Source organism: Pantoea sp. ICBG 985 (assembly GCF_002928365.1).
Taxonomy (GTDB): Bacteria; Pseudomonadota; Gammaproteobacteria; order Enterobacterales; family Enterobacteriaceae; genus Pantoea; species Pantoea dispersa.
Window position 1 is genome coordinate 351,910 of record NZ_POWM01000001.1, and the last position, 15,556, is coordinate 367,465.

16 protein-coding genes are annotated in these 15,556 nt (G+C 59.8%); 6 read left to right on the plus strand and 10 right to left on the minus strand.

Annotation, left to right across the window (positions count from 1 at the left end; translation table 11 throughout):
• Positions 1-71 precede the first annotated feature (71 nt).
• Complete coding sequence (locus tag C1Y42_RS01800) at positions 72-428, minus strand: YbgS-like family protein (RefSeq protein ID WP_088516301.1); 357 nt, start codon at positions 426-428, stop codon at positions 72-74.
• A 297-nt stretch (positions 429-725) separates the two neighbouring features.
• Here C1Y42_RS01800 and aroG point away from each other — a divergent pair, with 297 nt between their 5' ends.
• Positions 726-1,778 (plus strand): 3-deoxy-7-phosphoheptulonate synthase AroG, encoded by a 1,053-nt coding sequence (gene aroG / locus C1Y42_RS01805; protein WP_021508517.1) that lies wholly within the window; start codon positions 726-728, stop codon positions 1,776-1,778.
• Between the two features lie 63 nt (positions 1,779-1,841).
• Here aroG and gpmA read toward each other — a convergent pair whose 3' ends face one another.
• The 6 genes from gpmA to modE form a co-directional block, all read right to left on the minus strand.
• Positions 1,842-2,594: a 2,3-diphosphoglycerate-dependent phosphoglycerate mutase gene (gpmA, locus tag C1Y42_RS01810; RefSeq protein ID WP_104092702.1), complete on the minus strand. Its 753-nt coding sequence runs from the start codon at positions 2,592-2,594 to the stop codon at positions 1,842-1,844.
• A 152-nt stretch (positions 2,595-2,746) separates the two neighbouring features.
• A complete protein-coding gene (gene galM / locus C1Y42_RS01815) occupies positions 2,747-3,781 on the minus strand; it encodes a galactose-1-epimerase (protein ID WP_058757860.1) in 1,035 nt (344 codons plus the stop codon).
• Entirely contained in the window at positions 3,775-4,923 is a 1,149-nt protein-coding gene (gene galK / locus C1Y42_RS01820) for a galactokinase (RefSeq protein WP_104092703.1), read from the minus strand. Before galK ends, galM begins: the two co-directional genes overlap by 7 nt.
• A complete protein-coding gene (galT, locus tag C1Y42_RS01825; protein ID WP_021508514.1) occupies positions 4,924-5,967 on the minus strand; it encodes a galactose-1-phosphate uridylyltransferase in 1,044 nt (347 codons plus the stop codon). It lies immediately after the preceding gene.
• 262 nt (positions 5,968-6,229) lie between these two features.
• The gene (modF, locus tag C1Y42_RS01830; protein ID WP_104093013.1) at positions 6,230-7,702 is read right to left on the minus strand and encodes a molybdate ABC transporter ATP-binding protein ModF; all 1,473 of its coding nucleotides are present in this window, start codon (positions 7,700-7,702) and stop codon (positions 6,230-6,232) included.
• A 76-nt stretch (positions 7,703-7,778) separates the two neighbouring features.
• A complete protein-coding gene (modE, locus tag C1Y42_RS01835) occupies positions 7,779-8,561 on the minus strand; it encodes a molybdenum-dependent transcriptional regulator (RefSeq protein ID WP_104092704.1) in 783 nt (260 codons plus the stop codon).
• A gap of 117 nt (positions 8,562-8,678) precedes the next feature.
• Between modE and C1Y42_RS01840 the strand changes: the two genes are divergently transcribed.
• From C1Y42_RS01840 to modC, 4 genes are all read left to right on the plus strand, one after another.
• The gene (locus C1Y42_RS01840; RefSeq protein ID WP_021508511.1) at positions 8,679-8,837 is read left to right on the plus strand and encodes an AcrZ family multidrug efflux pump-associated protein; all 159 of its coding nucleotides are present in this window, start codon (positions 8,679-8,681) and stop codon (positions 8,835-8,837) included.
• Positions 8,838-8,964: 127 nt separating this feature from the next.
• Positions 8,965-9,738, plus strand: coding sequence for a molybdate ABC transporter substrate-binding protein (gene modA / locus C1Y42_RS01845; protein WP_104092705.1), 774 nt, complete (start codon positions 8,965-8,967; stop codon positions 9,736-9,738).
• Positions 9,735-10,427 (plus strand): molybdate ABC transporter permease subunit, encoded by a 693-nt coding sequence (gene modB / locus C1Y42_RS01850; RefSeq protein ID WP_104092706.1) that lies wholly within the window; start codon positions 9,735-9,737, stop codon positions 10,425-10,427. The genes modA and modB overlap by 4 nt, the downstream gene beginning before the upstream one ends.
• Positions 10,427-11,485: a molybdenum ABC transporter ATP-binding protein ModC gene (modC, locus tag C1Y42_RS01855; protein ID WP_104092707.1), complete on the plus strand. Its 1,059-nt coding sequence runs from the start codon at positions 10,427-10,429 to the stop codon at positions 11,483-11,485. The genes modB and modC overlap by 1 nt, the downstream gene beginning before the upstream one ends.
• 106 nt (positions 11,486-11,591) lie before the next feature.
• Here modC and C1Y42_RS01860 read toward each other — a convergent pair whose 3' ends face one another.
• A complete protein-coding gene (locus C1Y42_RS01860) occupies positions 11,592-12,410 on the minus strand; it encodes a pyridoxal phosphatase (protein WP_104092708.1) in 819 nt (272 codons plus the stop codon).
• Positions 12,411-12,558: 148 nt separating this feature from the next.
• Here C1Y42_RS01860 and pgl point away from each other — a divergent pair, with 148 nt between their 5' ends.
• Positions 12,559-13,554 (plus strand): 6-phosphogluconolactonase, encoded by a 996-nt coding sequence (pgl, locus tag C1Y42_RS01865; RefSeq protein WP_104092709.1) that lies wholly within the window; start codon positions 12,559-12,561, stop codon positions 13,552-13,554.
• Positions 13,555-13,632: 78 nt separating this feature from the next.
• Here the strand turns inward: pgl and C1Y42_RS01870 are convergent, their stop codons facing one another.
• Positions 13,633-14,109 (minus strand): kinase inhibitor, encoded by a 477-nt coding sequence (locus C1Y42_RS01870; protein ID WP_058781275.1) that lies wholly within the window; start codon positions 14,107-14,109, stop codon positions 13,633-13,635.
• Positions 14,110-14,176: 67 nt separating this feature from the next.
• Complete coding sequence (bioA, locus tag C1Y42_RS01875; RefSeq protein WP_104092710.1) at positions 14,177-15,469, minus strand: adenosylmethionine--8-amino-7-oxononanoate transaminase; 1,293 nt, start codon at positions 15,467-15,469, stop codon at positions 14,177-14,179.
• Between the last annotated feature and the right edge of the window lie 87 nt (positions 15,470-15,556).

Genomic DNA, 15,556 nt, shown 5'->3' on the forward strand with positions numbered 1-15,556 from the left:
ATAGCGGAAATAGGGCAGGGGAAAAACAACAGGGCGAGCCGAAGCTCGCCCTGCATCACGCTCCGCGTGGATTACTGGGTGGTGCCGTCAGTTTTATGTTTGACGTGACCACCACCTTCCTTGGTTTCAACTTTCTTGTTCATATCCGGGCAGCGACCATCTTTACACATGGTATTTTTATGTTCCTGGCTGGCCGACATATTGCCGGAGCTGGTACCGGAAGTCGCCGCGCCGTTGGTGTTCATGCTGCCATTATTAATGTTGCTATTGTCGACATTATTTGGCGGCAGATTCTCTTTCGCGCCGCCCGCGGCTGCGCCGGCTTCTGCTGACGCATTCGCCTGGCCGTTGTTGTTATCCGCAGCCAGTGCTGCGCCGCTGCCCAAAGTCATCGCTGCCGTCAGAAAAATCAATGCAAACTTATTCATCATTATGCTCCTGTAATAAATGGATAGTTGCCGCGTGACACCCGCTGGTGCTGTTTGACGAAAAAAGCGTGCCGCGACGGAATTTAATTCCGTCATGAGTGTTCGGCATGAATATAAATAGCGAAAGCACCTCATTCCTCAGTGCTTACGTTTAAAAAGCTTAGTTCAGAAACGAATAAATGCAAATCTGAGCGAGCCATTTGCGCACAGGACATAATTTACACCTGGTGCCTGAAGGGATACATTGGACGGGTTGCGCCCGGCGTACGCAGGGCCAGAAATTTGAATGGAATAAGTATGGATTACCAGAACGACGATTTACGCATCAGAGAGATCAAAGAGTTACTGCCCCCTGTTGCGCTGCTGGAAAAATTCCCCGCCACCGATAACGCTGCTCAAACCGTTGCCCAGGCCCGCCAGGCCATTCACCGCATTCTGCACGGTGAAGATGACCGCCTGTTGGTGGTGATTGGGCCATGCTCCATCCACGATACGCAGGCAGCCAAAGAGTATGCCGCTCGCCTGCTGACGTTGCGCGAGGAGCTGAAGGGTGAGCTGGAAGTGGTGATGCGCGTGTACTTTGAAAAACCGCGTACCACGGTGGGCTGGAAAGGGCTGATCAACGATCCTTACATGGACGGTAGCTTCCAGATTAACGACGGCCTGCGCCTGGCGCGTAAGCTGCTGGTGGATATCAACGACACCGGACTTCCGGCTGCCGGTGAGTTCCTCGACATGATCACACCGCAATACATGGCGGATTTGATGAGCTGGGGCGCCATTGGTGCGCGCACCACCGAATCGCAGGTGCACCGCGAGCTCTCCTCCGGGCTCTCCTGTCCGGTCGGCTTCAAAAACGGCACTGACGGCACCATCAAAGTAGCCATCGATGCCATCGGCGCTGCCAGCGCGCCGCACTGCTTCCTGTCGGTCACCAAATATGGTCATTCGGCGATTGTCGAAACCAGCGGTAATGAAGATTGCCACATCATTCTGCGCGGCGGCAAAGAGCCAAACTACAGTGCGGAACACGTTGCGGCGGTGAAAACCGGGCTGGAAAAAGCGGGCCTGCGTCCACAGGTGATGATCGACTTCAGCCACGCCAACAGCAGCAAGCAGTTCCAGCGTCAGATGGTGGTGGCCGCAGACGTGGCGCAGCAGATTGCCGGCGGCGAGCAGGCGATTACCGGCGTGATGATTGAGAGCCACCTGGTGGAAGGCAACCAGAGCCTCGACAGCGGTAAACCGCTGGTGTACGGCCAGAGCGTCACCGACGCCTGTATTGGCTGGGACGACACGGAAAAAGCGCTGCGTCAGCTGGCGCAGGCGATCAAAACCCGTCGCGGCTAACGGCAGCGCACGGCATAAAAAAAGGCCAGACTCGCGTCTGGCCTTTTGCGTTTCAGCGTGAACTTACTTCGCTTTACCCTGGTTAGCAACGGCGGCGGCTTTCGCTGCGATCTCTTCGGCATCACCCAGATAGTAATGTTTGATTGGCTTGAAGTTCTCGTCGAACTCATACACCAGCGGTACGCCGGTTGGGATGTTCAGTTCGAGGATCTCATCTTCGCTCATGTTATCGAGGTATTTCACCAGCGCGCGCAGTGAGTTACCGTGCGCGGCAACGATCACTTTCTCACCGCTCTTGATGCGCGGCAGGATGCTCTCGTTCCAGAATGGGATCACGCGATCGATGGTCAGTGCCAGGCTTTCGGTGGTTGGCAGCTGCGCGTCGGTCAGGGATTTGTAGCGCGGGTCGTGGCCCGGGAAACGCTCGTCGTTACGATCCAGCTCTGGCGGCGTAACGGCAAAGCCGCGGCGCCACTGTTTCACCTGATCGTCGCCATATTTTGCAGCGGTTTCCGCTTTGTCCAGACCCTGCAGCGCACCGTAGTGGCGCTCGTTCAGACGCCAGGTTTTCTCGACCGGCAGCCAGGCCTGATCCAGCTCATCCAGCACGTTCCACAGAGTGTGGATGGCACGCTTCAGCACTGAGGTGTAGGCAAAATCAAACACGAAACCTTCTTTTTTCAGCAGCTGACCGGCTGCTTTGGCTTCGGTGCGACCCTTGTCGGACAGATCCACGTCGTACCATCCGGTGAAGCGGTTTTCCTGATTCCACTGGCTTTCGCCGTGGCGCACCAGAACCAGCTTAGTTACGGCCATAGCTTTACTCCTTAATGCTTAATGTTTCGATGATGATAGAAACCGGCTGCGGCCGCTGATTTCAGCGGCACACTGATAGCGCCATACCATAGCGGAAAACAGCGCACGGCGTAAGCCTGTCGGCACCGCAGTGCGCGTTTTTCAACCGGCGCTTAGTGCGGGGTGAAGCGATAACGCGTCACGGAGTGCCATGTGTCGCCGGGCTGCAGCCAGCAATCAGGCTGCGGCCACTCGCTATGGTTGGGCGAATCCGGTAAAAACTCACTCTCCAGAGCGATGCCCTGGAAAGCAGTATAGCTGCCCTGTTCACGGGCGCGCGTTCCCTCCAGATAGTTGCCGGAGTAGAACTGCAGCGCCGGCGCGGCGGTGAACACGCTCACGCTAAGTTTGTCGTCCGCTGACCACAGCTGCGCAGCAGGCTGGCTGCTGTCACCGGCGGTGGTGAGCAGAAACGCGTGATCGTAACCTTTCACCGCGCGCTGATCGTCGTCGGCCAGGAACTCGTCCGCCACGCGTTTCGGCTGGCGGAAATCAAAGCTGGTACCGTCTACCGCTTTCAGCGGCGCATTGGGAATGCCTGCGCTGTCCACCGGCAGATAACGATCGGCCTGCAGTTGTAAGCGATGCTGGCGCGCGTCGCCATGATGCGCATCAAGGTTGAAGTAAGCATGGTTGGTCAGGTTGACCGGACAGGCCTGATCGGTCTGCGCTTCATAGCGAATCGACAGGCAGTTATCGTCATCGAGCTGATAAATCACATCGGCAATCAGATTGCCGGGATAGCCCTGGTCGCCGTCCGGCGAATCAAGACGATAGTGCACTTCGCTGTCGCTCTGGCTGAGGATCTGCCAGCGGCGCTTGTCGAAACCCTGCGGCCCGCCATGCAGCTGGTGCGGACCCTGATTGGCCGCCAGCAGCCGGTTAAGCGGCTTCAGCTCAGCGAAGGCGATGCGGTTCGCGTAACGCCCGATGGTGGCACCGAGATAAGCATCCTGATGCAGATAGTCGGACGGCGTGGCGCAGCCGAGCAGCGCTTCGCGCACGCTGCCGTCCTGCATCGGCACGCGCGCCGACAGCCAGGTGGCGCCCCAGTCCATAAAGGTGGCGACCATGCCGTTGCGGTTGCGCAAAACGGTGATGCGCCACGGCTGGCCGTCCGGCGCATGAGAGTTGACGTCGCTTACCATTGGCCGGCTCCTGCTGAGGCTTTGCACACGTAAAAGGTCTCTTTGATGCCGGTCTGCGCTTCGTACTGCTGCGCCACCGCCGCTTTTACCTGATCGACCAGATCGGTTGGCATCAGGGCGACAATACAGCCGCCGAAGCCGCCGCCGGTCATACGCACGCCGCCGCGCGGGCCAATTTCCGCTTTGACGATCTCCACCAGCTGATCGATGGGCGGCACGGTGATCTCAAAATCGTCGCGCATTGAGGCGTGCGAGGCGGCCATCAGCTCACCCATGCGTTGCAGATCGCCGCTGCTCAGCGCGTCCGCCGCTTCCAGCGTCCGGGCATTTTCGGTGATCACGTGACGCACGCGTTTGGCCACCAGCGGATCGAGCTGCTGTTCTGCCGCCGCAAACTCCTCCAGCGTCACGTCGCGCAGCGCCTTTTTGTTAAAGAAGCGCGCACCGGTTTCGCACTGCTCGCGGCGGGTATTGTATTCGCTGCCCACCAGATTACGGCGGAAGTTCGAGTTGATGATCACCACCGCGACATCCTCCGGCATGGATACGGCGCGCGTGCCCAGCGTGCGGCAGTCCAGCAGCATGGCGTGATCCTGCTGGCCGAGCGCTGAAATCAGCTGATCCATGATGCCGCAGTTGCAGCCAACAAACTGGTTCTCCGCTTCCTGCCCGTTAACGGCAATCGCTGCGCCGTCGAGCTTCAGCTGATACAGCTGCTGGAACACGGTGCCCACCGCCACTTCCAGAGAGGCGGACGAGCTGAGACCGGCACCCTGCGGCACATTGCCGCTGATCACCATATCCACGCCGCCAAAGCTGGCGTCGCGCTGCTGCAGATGTTTCACCACGCCGCGCACGTAATTGGCCCACATCGGTTCGCTGAGCGGCTCAATCGGCGCATCCAGCGAGAAGCTATCCTGCTGATTGTCGTAATCCACCGCCACCACGCGCACCTGGCGATCGTCGCGGCGGGCGCAGGCAATCACGGTCTGATAATCGATAGCGCAGGGCAGCACGAAGCCGTCGTTGTAATCGGTATGCTCGCCGATCAGGTTCACCCGTCCCGGTGCCTGAATGCTGTGGCTCGGCGCGTAGCCGAAGGTGTCAGTGAAAACCTGTTGAGTGATCGATTTTAAAGACATTTATTGTTCCTCGCGGAAATGGATAGCGCTGACAGAGCGCAGACGTTCTGCTGCCTGTTCCGCCGTTAAATCACGTTGGGTCTCGGCCAGCATCTCGTAGCCAACCATAAATTTTCGTACCGTCGCGGAGCGCAGCAGCGGGGGATAGAAGTGCGCGTGCAGCTGCCAGTGATCGTTGGCTTCGCCGTTGAACGGCGCGCCGTGCCAGCCCATCGAATACGGGAACGAGCACTGGAACAGATTGTCGTAACGGCTGGTGAGCTGCTTGAGCGCCAGCGCCAGATCGGTGCGCTGCGCCTCGCTGAGATCGGTAATGCGTTTCACGTGCGTTTTCGGCAGCAGCAGGGTTTCAAACGGCCAGGCCGCCCACCACGGCACCACCGCCAGCCAGTGATCGGTTTCAACCACGGTACGGCTGCCGTCCTGCAATTCGCGCGTTACGTAATCCACCAGCAGCGGCGTACCTTTATCGGCAAAGTAGCGGCGCTGATTGTCATCCTCTTTTTGCGCTTCATTCGGCAGAAAACTGTTGGCCCACACCTGACCGTGCGGATGCGGATTCGAGCAGCCCATGGCTGCGCCTTTGTTTTCAAATACCTGCACCCACGGATAGTGCTGGCCGAGTTCGGCGGTCTGCTCCTGCCAGGTGCGCACGATGTCCTGCAAGTTGTGCAGCGGCAGTTCGGGCAGGGTTTTGCTGTGATCCGGCGAGAAGCAGATCACCCGACTGGTACCGCGCGCGCCTTCACAGCGCATCAGCACATCATCGCTCTGCGGCGCGTCCGGCGTATCGGTCATCAGCGCGGCGAAGTCATTGGTGAACACGTAAGTGCTTTTGTAATCGGGATTTTTGTCGCCGGTGATACGGGTGTTACCGGCGCACAGGAAGCAGTCCGGATCGTGTGCGGGCAGTTGCTCCAGCGCTGGTGTCTCCTGTGCACCCTGCCACGGACGTTTGGCGCGATGCGGTGACACCAGCACCCATTGATCGATCAACGGGTTATAGCGGCGATGCGGATGATCGACCGGGTTAAATTTTTGCATAACAAGTCCTGGTAATCGGCAAACAGAAGAAAATCACTGCCTTCAACGTAGCATAACGGTGGCGCTGAAAGCGTGATCCAGTCTGGATAAATGGTATCGTTTACACAAGGTGACGATTCTCATTTTGTGGGTTTATGCGCAGCGTTTGCTGAATAATGCGGCAGGCTAGTGGTAGCGGTTACATTTTTAGGGGAAGAAATCTGTCAGGTGCGTACTGTTGCTGCCGGGCCGCCATGCATGGCGACCCGCTCATCAATGAAAACTAACGCAACGCCTCCTGCTGATAAGCATAGCCCGCGCCCTGTTTTACAAAACTCAGGCGGTGGGTGATGCACTGCGGCGCGTCCTCGGCGTGGTGGGACACAAACATCAGCTGGGTACGGCCTTCGCCGATCAGCACATCAACAAAGCGGCGCACCAGCTGGCGGTTAATGGGATCGAGCCCCTGCAGCGGCTCATCCAGAATTAACAGCGTCGGGTGCTTCACCAGCGCGCGCGCAATCAGCACCAGCCGCTGCTGGCCCCACGACAGGCTATGAAACGGCGCATCGGCCAGCGCATTGTCCATGCCAAGCAGCGCCAGCCACTGGCGCGCCAGCGCTTTCTGCCGATCCGATACCGCCTGATAAAGACCGATCGAATCAAAAAAGCCCGAGAGGATCACCGTACGCACATTACAGCTGACGCGGTAATCCAGATGCAGGCTGCTGCTGACGTAACCGATATGCTGCTTGATCTCCCAGATGGTCTCACCGCTGCCGCGGCGAATACCAAACAACGTTAAATCATTGCTGTAGCCCTGCGGATGATCGCCGGTGACCAGGCTGAGCAGGGTCGATTTACCCGCGCCGTTGGGGCCGATGATCTGCCAGTGCTCGCCGGGATTGACCTGCCAGTTCAGGCCGTCGATCACCGCGTGATCGTTATACGACACCACGCCGTTGCGCAGAATAACGCGTGGCGCATCTGCTGCCAGCTGCGGCAGCTGATCCGGCTGATCCGGCTCCGGCAGTGCCATGCCCTGCAGGCGTTCGCTGTGCGCCAGCTGCGCCACCAGCGCTTCGGCGAGAATCGCCTGGCGCGCGCCCACGTGTGTCAGCGTGCACTCCGCCAGCACGCCGACCTGCTGGACAAAATCCGGGATATCGTCAAAGCGGTTCAGCACCAGCACCACGGTGTAGCCGTCGCGATGCAGCTGATGCAACGTATCGGCAAGACTGGCGCGCGATGCCACATCCAGACCATCAAAAGGTTCGTCGAGGATCAGCAAATCCGGCTGCGCCATCAGCGCCTGACACAGCAGCGTTTTGCGCGTTTCGCCGGTAGAAAGGTATTTGAAGCGGCGAGTCAGTAAAGCGCTGATGCCAAACTGCTGTGCCAGCGCCTGCGCCCGCGCCTCATCCTTTACTTCATCCTGAATGATCTCCAGCGCCGTGCGGCCGGTGTCATCTTCGCCTTCACTCAGCAGATCGGTGTTGTTGCGCTCCCACTCCTGCGTCACCAGCTGTTGCAGCTGCTCCAGCGACAGACGGGTGCGGCGCTGAAAATCCTGCCGCAGCTCGCCCTTTGCCGCCGTCAGCTCGCCGGACAGCGCGCGCGCCAGCGAAGATTTACCGCTGCCGTTGGCACCGACAAAGGCCCAGCTTTCGCCGCTGTGCAGGGTTAAGTCCGGCAGGGTCAGGGTACGGCTATCGCTCAGGTGAAATATGCCTTGCGAAATTTGCAATGAGGCCATGATTTGTTCCGTTTTCTGCATCAAGTCGCTCAGTTGTAGCGAGCCAGCGAAATGAAGTCAAATCATGGCGGCCAGATCAGAGCAGTGTGGCGATGATGGCGTGTTCGGCATTAAAACAGGCGGTCACGGCGCTGCCGGGCTGCAGATTATGCTGGCAAAGCACCTGGCTGGGGACGGTGGCGCACAGCATTTCACCGCCTGCCAGTGCAATCAGCACTTCACTCTGCGTTTCGCCGGGTTCGATGGTGTGGACAACGCCCGGCAGCTGATTATCGCCCTCTGCGGCGTCAGGCGTCAGGCGGATCCACGGCGCTTTGATCAGCACCAGCACCTCTTTACCGCTGTCGAGCTGCAGCCGCTCCGCGCTGCGTTCGGTCAGAGCCACCTGCAGGCGCGTCACGCCGTCGTTCAGCAGTACCTCAACGTGCTGCTGCACCTGCTGACGATCGCGCGCCTGCACCGTGCCAAATAGCTGGTTGCGCGCACTGGTTTGCAGGGAAAAGCGGGCGATCGCCGCCAGCAGGCTGTCGAGCGGCAGGCTGTCGTTTTGCAGCACGTCAAAGGCTTTTTGCTGGATCTGCTCCATCAATTGAAACAGCTGAATCAATCGCTCGCCGTAGCGCGTCAGCCGGGCACCGCCGCCGCCTTTGCCGCCGGTTGCGCGTTCGACCAGCGTCTGATCCGCCAGCTGATTCATCTCATTGATGGCGTCCCAGGCGCTTTTATAGCTGATGCCCGCCAGTCTGGCGCCCTGGCTGATGGAGCCGGTTTCCTGCACGCGCCTGAGCAGCTCAATACGGCGCGGATCGGCAAACAGTTTCTGCTGAAGACGAATGTGAAGAGAGAGTTCTGCCTGCATGTCAGCTCCTTAGGTGAATGCGCCAATTGTAAGGCCTAAAGTAAAAGCACGAAAAGGGCAGTGCCTTTTTTTCTCCAGCCGTTACAATCACTTTTTTACTCTTTGCGCGAGGTTTCCATGCTGGAACTGTTAAAAAGCCTGGCGGTCGCCATCATCATGGTGCCCATCGTGATGGCGATTATGCTGGGTCTGATTTACGGCCTGGGTGAAGTCTTTAACGTCATCTCTAAATTTGGCCGCCGCGACGACCGTCCCGCCAATAGCTCACACCACTGATTTTTAACGCCCGCACGCTGCGGGCGTTTTTCCCTTAACTTCCCGCCGTTTTTGCCGATATAAAGCTCATGACAGCTTTCAGGCTCGCGTTGTATTATCAACTATATAACGTAACCTGGAGCTCTCTATGCAAAATACGCTTTATCACTGGGCGGCGGCGGCCGTGGTCACCGTGTCGCTGTCGGGTCAGGCGCTGGCGGCGGAGAAAATTACTGTGTTCGCTGCGGCCTCGCTGACTAATGCGATGCAGCAGATTGCCACGCAATATCAGCAAAAAAGCGGCGTTGAAGTGGTATCCTCGTTCGCTTCCTCGTCGACGCTGGCGCGGCAAATCGAGCAGGGCGCCCCGGCGGATCTGTTTATCTCTGCCGATCAGCAGTGGATGGACGATGCGGTGGCGAAAAACAGCGTGATCGGCAGTACGCGCTACACGCTGCTGGGCAACGATCTGGTGCTGGTGGCGGCAAAAAGCGCTAACGCGCAGCCGGTGACCATCAATGCGCAGACCCAATGGCAGAACCTGCTTAAGGGCGAGCGCCTGGCGGTGGGCGATCCGGATCACGTGCCGGCAGGTATTTATGCCAAAGAAGCGCTGCAAAAGCTGGGCGCGTGGGACACGCTGGCTTCACGGCTCGCACCGGCTAACAACGTGCGTGCCGCGCTGGCGCTAGTGGAACGCCGCGAAACGCCGTATGGCATCGTGTACGGTTCCGACGCGGTAGCCAGTGATAAGGTGCAGGTGGTCGGACGCTTCCCCGAAGCGAGTCACAAACCCGTAGAGTACCCGATGGCGGTGGTCAGCGATCACCAGAACGCAGCGGTGCAGGCCTTCTATGACTATCTGCAGGGGCCGGATGCCGCTGCCGTGTTTAAACAGTATGGATTTACGCCGAAGAGATGATACTGAGCGATCCCGAATGGCAGGCCGTGTTCCTCAGCCTGAAAGTTTCCTGCGTGGCGGTGCTGTGCAGCCTGCCGTTTGGCATCCTGATGGCATGGATTCTGGCGCGCTGTCGCTTTCCCGGCAAAACCCTGCTCGATAGCCTGATTCACCTGCCGCTGGTGCTGCCGCCGGTGGTGGTGGGCTATTTGCTGCTGCTGTCGCTCGGGCGGCGCGGCCTGATTGGCAGCTGGCTGTATGACTGGTTCGGTATCACCTTCGCCTTCAGCTGGCGCGGTGCGGTGCTGGCCTCCGCGGTGATGGCGTTTCCGCTGATGGTGCGCGCCATTCGTCTGGCACTGGAAGCGGTAGACAGCCGGCTGGAGCAGGCGGCGCGGACCTTAGGCGCGGGCCGCTGGCGGGTGTTTTTCACCATCACGCTGCCGCTGACTTTTCCGGGCATCATCGTGGGCACCGTGCTGGCGTTTGCCCGCTCGCTCGGTGAGTTTGGTGCCACCATTACCTTTGTCTCCAACATTCCCGGCGAAACCCGCACCATCCCGTCAGCCATGTTTACCCTGATTGAAACGCCCGGCGCGGAAGGCACTGCGGCGCGGCTGTGCGCGGTGGCGATTGCGCTGGCGCTGCTGTCGCTGGTGGCCTCAGAGCTGCTGGCGCGCTGGGGCCGCAAGCGGCTGGGAGCGGCCTGATGCTGAAAATCAACATTGCGCAACAGCTCGGTGAGCATCAGCTCAACGTCGATGTGGAGATTCCGGCCAGCGGCATCACCGCGATCTTTGGCGTGTCCGGTGCAGGAAAAACCTCATTAATCAATGCCATCAGCGGTCTGACGCAGCCGCAGAGCGGCCAGATTGCGCTTAACGATCGTCTGTTGTTTGACCGCGACAGCGGTATCAATCTGCCGCCGGAAAAACGCCGCATCGGCTACGTGTTTCAGGATGCGCGGCTGTTTCCCCATTATCGCGTGCGCGGCAATCTGCAGTATGGAATGGCGCCTAAAATGAAGGCGCAGTTCGGGGCGCTGGTGACGCTGCTGGGACTGGACGCGCTGCTGGATCGCTATCCGGCCTCGCTGTCGGGTGGCGAAAAGCAGCGCGTGGCGATGGGCCGGGCGCTGCTGAGCGCGCCGGATATCCTGCTGATGGACGAACCGCTGGCGTCGCTCGATCTGCCACGCAAGCGCGAGCTGATGCCCTATTTGCAGAAGCTGGCGAAGCAGGTGGAGATTCCGCTGCTGTACGTGAGCCACAGCCTGGAGGAGATTGTCCAGCTGGCGAATCAGGTACTGGTGCTGGATAACGGTAACGTCAAAGCCTTCGGCGCGCTGGAAAAAGTGTGGGGCAGCAGCGCGATGCGACCGTGGCTGCCGCCGGCCGAGCGCAGCAGCGTACTGCGCGTGCAGGTGCTGGAGCAGCATCCGGATTACCCGATGACCGCGCTGTCGCTTGGCGATCAGCACATCTGGGTCAGCCGGGTGAATCAGCCGGTGAAAAGCGTACTGCGCATCCGTATCGCCTCGGCGGACGTGTCGCTGGCGCTGCAGCCGCCGCAAAATACCTCGATCCGCAACATCTTACCGGCGCAGGTGGTGGAATTGCTGGAGCTGGACGACCAGGTCGAAGTGAAGCTGCGCATCGGCGTCAGCGAGCTGTGGGCGCGCATTTCACCGTGGGCGCGCGACGAACTGAATATCCGGCCCGATCAGTGGCTGTATGCGCAGATCAAGAGCGTGTCGATTACCGCGTAACATAAACCGGACGACAGTGCGGTACGTCCGGTCTGCGGATCAGCGCGATTTTTCGCGCTTTTTTCCGGTCACCCTACAGATACCTTTTGCCGCGACCAGCCTGGCGTTACAGCACTTCCTGGTAGATCACCTGCGCAATGCCCGGCTCAAGGTTGGTGCCGATCACTTTGCGCGCGCGTGCTTTGATGGCCTCATCGGCATTGCCCATCGCCACGCCCAGCCCGGCCTGCTCCAGCATGCTGAGATCGTTGTAATTGTCGCCAAACGCCAGCACGTCCTGCATGCTCAGACCCTGGCTCGCCACCCACTGCGCCAGGCGTTTGCCTTTGCTGTTGCCGGCCTGAGCGATGTCGACCTGATCGTGCCACGACCATTCACACGCCAGACCCAGCTCGCGTTCGGTGCGCTCGGCAAACTGCTGCAGCGCGCGGGTGTCCGGATGCGACAGGGCAAATTTCCAGATCGACTGCGCGTCGTGCGCCGCCTGCGCCAGGCTCGGCACCTGCACAAACAGCGGACGCTGCGCTTCCGGCAGCGACTGCGCCCAGTTGAGGGTGCGCGTTACATGGCCGGTCGCTTCCTGGTACAGCATCGCATCATCGACATACAGCAGACCGTGAATATTCTCCTGATCGAGCATCTCAATCACCCGCGCCGCCTGACTTTTCTCCAGCGGATCGGCCGCCAGCACCCGTTGCGCCTGGTAATCGTACAGGTACGTGCCGTTACAGCAGATGGCGGGCGTTGTCAGCTGCAGCGCCTGATAAAACGGGTGAATCGCGCAGTGATGGCGACCGGTGACGATCAGCACCTGAACGCCAGCCTGTTGCGCGCGGGCTAAGGCTTCAAGGGATTCTGGCAGGATGGTTTTATTTGGGGTCAGCAGGGTGCCGTCGAGGTCAAGGGCGATTACGCGGTAGCTCATTACACTTTCCGTCCGGAGTTAGCAAAGCGTTAAGTCTACACCCGCCAGCGGCCCTGAGACAAAAAGCAGGGCACAAATCAGCCCAGCGCGCGGCGGTGAAACGCGCTACAGTTACTGTTTTTCATCAGGCAGCGAATAAGGAAAACGCATGAAACAAGTCGTGTATACCGCCAGTCCCGAGAGCCAGCAGATTCACGCCTGGCAGATGCAGGAAGATGGCGCACTGACGTTATTGCAGGTCACGGATGTGGCCGGCCAGGTGCAGCCGATGGTGGTGAGCCCGAAGAAAGATTTTCTCTATGTCGGCGTGCGTCCGAATTTTCGCGTACTGGCGTACCGCATTGCGGCCGACGGTACGTTGAGCCTGGCCGGTGAAGCGCCGCTGCCGGGCAGCCCGACTCACATTTCTACCGACCGCCAGGGCAACTATCTGTTCTGCGGCTCCTATAACGATGCCTGCGTCAGCATCAGTCCGATTGGCAGCGACGGCCTGCCGCAGGCACCGCTGCAGGTGATTAACGGGCTGGAGGGCTGCCATTCGGCGAATATCGACCTCAGCAACCAGACGCTGTTTGTACCAGCGCTGAAACAGGATCGCATCTGCCTGTATCAGCTGCAGGCGGACGGCACGCTGGCACCGCGCACGCAGCCGCAGGTGACCACGGTAGAAGGCGCCGGCCCGCGTCATATGGCGTTCCACCCGAACGGCGCCTATGGCTATGTGGTTAACGAACTGGACAGTACCGTCGACGTCTGGGCGCTGAACAATGTTAACGGCCAGGTCGAGCGCGTGCAGAGTCTTGATATCATGCCGCCGGGCTTCAGCGATACGCGCTGGGCAGCGGATATCCATATCACCCCGGACGGTCGCTTCCTGTATGCCTGTGACCGCACCAGCAGCACGCTGACCGTGTTCAGTATCAGTGAGGACGGCTCGGTGCTGACGATTGAAGGTTATCAGCCGACCGAAACTCAGCCGCGTGGCTTTAACATTGATGGCAGCGGTCAGTATCTGGTGGCGGCGGGGCAGAAATCGCATCACATTGAAGTCTATCGCATCGGCGAGCGTGGCCTGCTGCAACCGCTGGCGCGTTACGCCGTGGGTCAGGGCCCGATGTGGGTAGTGATTCACGCACTGGACTGAGGAACGCTATTCGGTCATGCAGGGTCGCCATCTACGGCGACCTCTGCCGGGGTGCGCAGCGATGCGCACCTTATGCAATCAGGCGTATTTCACCGTGATCGACGCGCTGGCCAGCGCATGGAAGTGCACGTTGAAGCCGACCATCGCGCCGCTGGCACCTTCGTCCACCTCAATTTTCTCCACGTCCAGCGCATGCACCGTAAAGATGTAGCGATGCGATTCGCCCTGCGGCGGTGCTGCACCACCGTAACCGCTCTGACCGAAATCGGTGCGCGTCTGAATGGCACCCTCCGGCAGTTCCGCCACGCCGGAACCGGCGCCCTGTGACAGCACGGTCACCTCAGCCGGAATATTAGCGACCACCCAGTGCCACCAGCCGGAGCCGGTCGGGGCATCCGGATCGTAGCAGGTCACCACAAAGCTTTTGGTGCCGGCCGGCACTTCATCCCATGCCAGGTGCGGCGACAGATTATCGCCCTGGTAACCCATGCCGTTAAACACGTGGCGCTCGGGCATTTTATCGCCATCGTTAAAATCCTGGCTCACTACGCGCATGATCTCTCCTTTCCTGTTGTGTACTGCTTTCCATGATGGTGGAAAATGGCGGCGAGTGCCAGCGGTGTCAGGGCTGAAAGTGGCCGTCCACCGCCAGTGCAGCGCTTAGCGCCGCCGTCAGCTGCGTCAGCTGTGCGGCAGAAATCAGATAAGGTGGCATCAGGTAAATCAGCTTACCGAACGGGCGAATCCATACGCCGCGTTCCACGAAGAACTGCTGCAGCGCCGCCATGTTCACCGGCTGATGGGTCTCAATCACGCCAATCGCCCCCAGCACGCGCGCATCCGCCACCATCGGATGGTCGCGCAGCGGCAGCAGTTCCGCACGCAGCTGCTGTTCAATCGCCGCCACCTGCGCCGGCCAGTGCCCTTCGTTGATCAGCTTCAGGCTTTCGACTGCCACCGCACAGGCCAGCGGATTGCCCATAAACGTCGGACCGTGCATAAAGCAGCCCGCCGCGCTGCGGCTGATGGTATCGGCGACGTCGCGCGTGGTCAGGGTGGCGGAGAGCGTCAGGGTGCCGCCGGTCAGCGCCTTGCCGAGACACAAAATGTCCGGCGTGATGCCGGCGTGTTCGCAGGCAAACAGCTTGCCGCTGCGGCCGAAGCCGGTGGCGATCTCATCGGCGATCAGCAATAAACCGTAGCGATCGCACAGCGTCCGCACCTGTTGCAGATAGCGTGGATGGTAGAAACGCATGCCGCCGGCACCCTGCACGATAGGTTCGAGGATCACCGCGGCGATACTGCGATGGTGCTGCTCGATTAGCCGGGCGAAATCGGCAATATCGTTGTCATCCCAGTCATCGTCAAAGCCACACTGCGGCGCGCGGGCGAACAGATGCTCCGGCAGGTAGCCGCGCCACAGGCTGTGCATGGAGTTTTCCGGATCGCAGACCGACATGGCGGCAAACGTATCGCCGTGATAACCGCGCTGCAGCGTGAGGAATTTCTGCCGCGTCTCTCCGCGTCCCAGCCAGTACTGCAGCGCCATTTTCATCGACACTTCGACGGCGATCGAGCCAGAATCGGCGAGGAACACGCACTCCAGCGCCTCGGGCGTCATGGCGATCAGCTGGCGGCTCAGCTCCACGGCTGGCGGATGGGTGATGCCGCCGAACATCACGTGTGACATCTGCGCCATCTGCTGCTGCAACGCCTGATTGAGGCGCGGATGGTTATAGCCGTGGATCGCTGCCCACCACGACGACATGCCGTCGACCAGCTCACGTCCATCGGCCAGCTGCAGCGTGCAGCCGTGCGCGGCCACCACCGGGTAGCACGGCAGCGGATCGCGCATTGAGGTGTAAGGATGCCAGATATGCTGGCGGTCAAAGCGGAGGTCATCCTGTGTGAACATCTGTCTTGTAAACCATTTTGAAAAGATTTAGTTTACAAGTATAACCACGTTAATCGTCAGGATGAACCCCCTTTTTTGGAGTAAGCA

What these genes read in the sequence shown, in the direction of transcription:
- C1Y42_RS01800 (WP_088516301.1), bottom strand. Translation starts at nt 428, where the DNA reads ATGAATAAGTTTGCATTGATTTTTCTGACGGCAGCGATGACTTTGGGC.
- modC (WP_104092707.1), top strand. Translation starts at nt 10,427, where the DNA reads ATGCTGAAAATCAACATTGCGCAACAGCTCGGTGAGCATCAGCTCAAC.
- modE (WP_104092704.1), bottom strand. Translation starts at nt 8,561, where the DNA reads ATGCAGGCAGAACTCTCTCTTCACATTCGTCTTCAGCAGAAACTGTTT.
- C1Y42_RS01870 (WP_058781275.1), bottom strand. Translation starts at nt 14,109, where the DNA reads ATGCGCGTAGTGAGCCAGGATTTTAACGATGGCGATAAAATGCCCGAG.
- pgl (WP_104092709.1), top strand. Translation starts at nt 12,559, where the DNA reads ATGAAACAAGTCGTGTATACCGCCAGTCCCGAGAGCCAGCAGATTCAC.
- C1Y42_RS01860 (WP_104092708.1), bottom strand. Translation starts at nt 12,410, where the DNA reads ATGAGCTACCGCGTAATCGCCCTTGACCTCGACGGCACCCTGCTGACC.
- modA (WP_104092705.1), top strand. Translation starts at nt 8,965, where the DNA reads ATGCAAAATACGCTTTATCACTGGGCGGCGGCGGCCGTGGTCACCGTG.
- modB (WP_104092706.1), top strand. Translation starts at nt 9,735, where the DNA reads ATGATACTGAGCGATCCCGAATGGCAGGCCGTGTTCCTCAGCCTGAAA.
- galT (WP_021508514.1), bottom strand. Translation starts at nt 5,967, where the DNA reads ATGCAAAAATTTAACCCGGTCGATCATCCGCATCGCCGCTATAACCCG.
- bioA (WP_104092710.1), bottom strand. Translation starts at nt 15,469, where the DNA reads ATGTTCACACAGGATGACCTCCGCTTTGACCGCCAGCATATCTGGCAT.
- aroG (WP_021508517.1), top strand. Translation starts at nt 726, where the DNA reads ATGGATTACCAGAACGACGATTTACGCATCAGAGAGATCAAAGAGTTA.
- galM (WP_058757860.1), bottom strand. Translation starts at nt 3,781, where the DNA reads ATGGTAAGCGACGTCAACTCTCATGCGCCGGACGGCCAGCCGTGGCGC.
- modF (WP_104093013.1), bottom strand. Translation starts at nt 7,702, where the DNA reads ATGGCCTCATTGCAAATTTCGCAAGGCATATTTCACCTGAGCGATAGC.
- C1Y42_RS01840 (WP_021508511.1), top strand. Translation starts at nt 8,679, where the DNA reads ATGCTGGAACTGTTAAAAAGCCTGGCGGTCGCCATCATCATGGTGCCC.
- gpmA (WP_104092702.1), bottom strand. Translation starts at nt 2,594, where the DNA reads ATGGCCGTAACTAAGCTGGTTCTGGTGCGCCACGGCGAAAGCCAGTGG.
- galK (WP_104092703.1), bottom strand. Translation starts at nt 4,923, where the DNA reads ATGTCTTTAAAATCGATCACTCAACAGGTTTTCACTGACACCTTCGGC.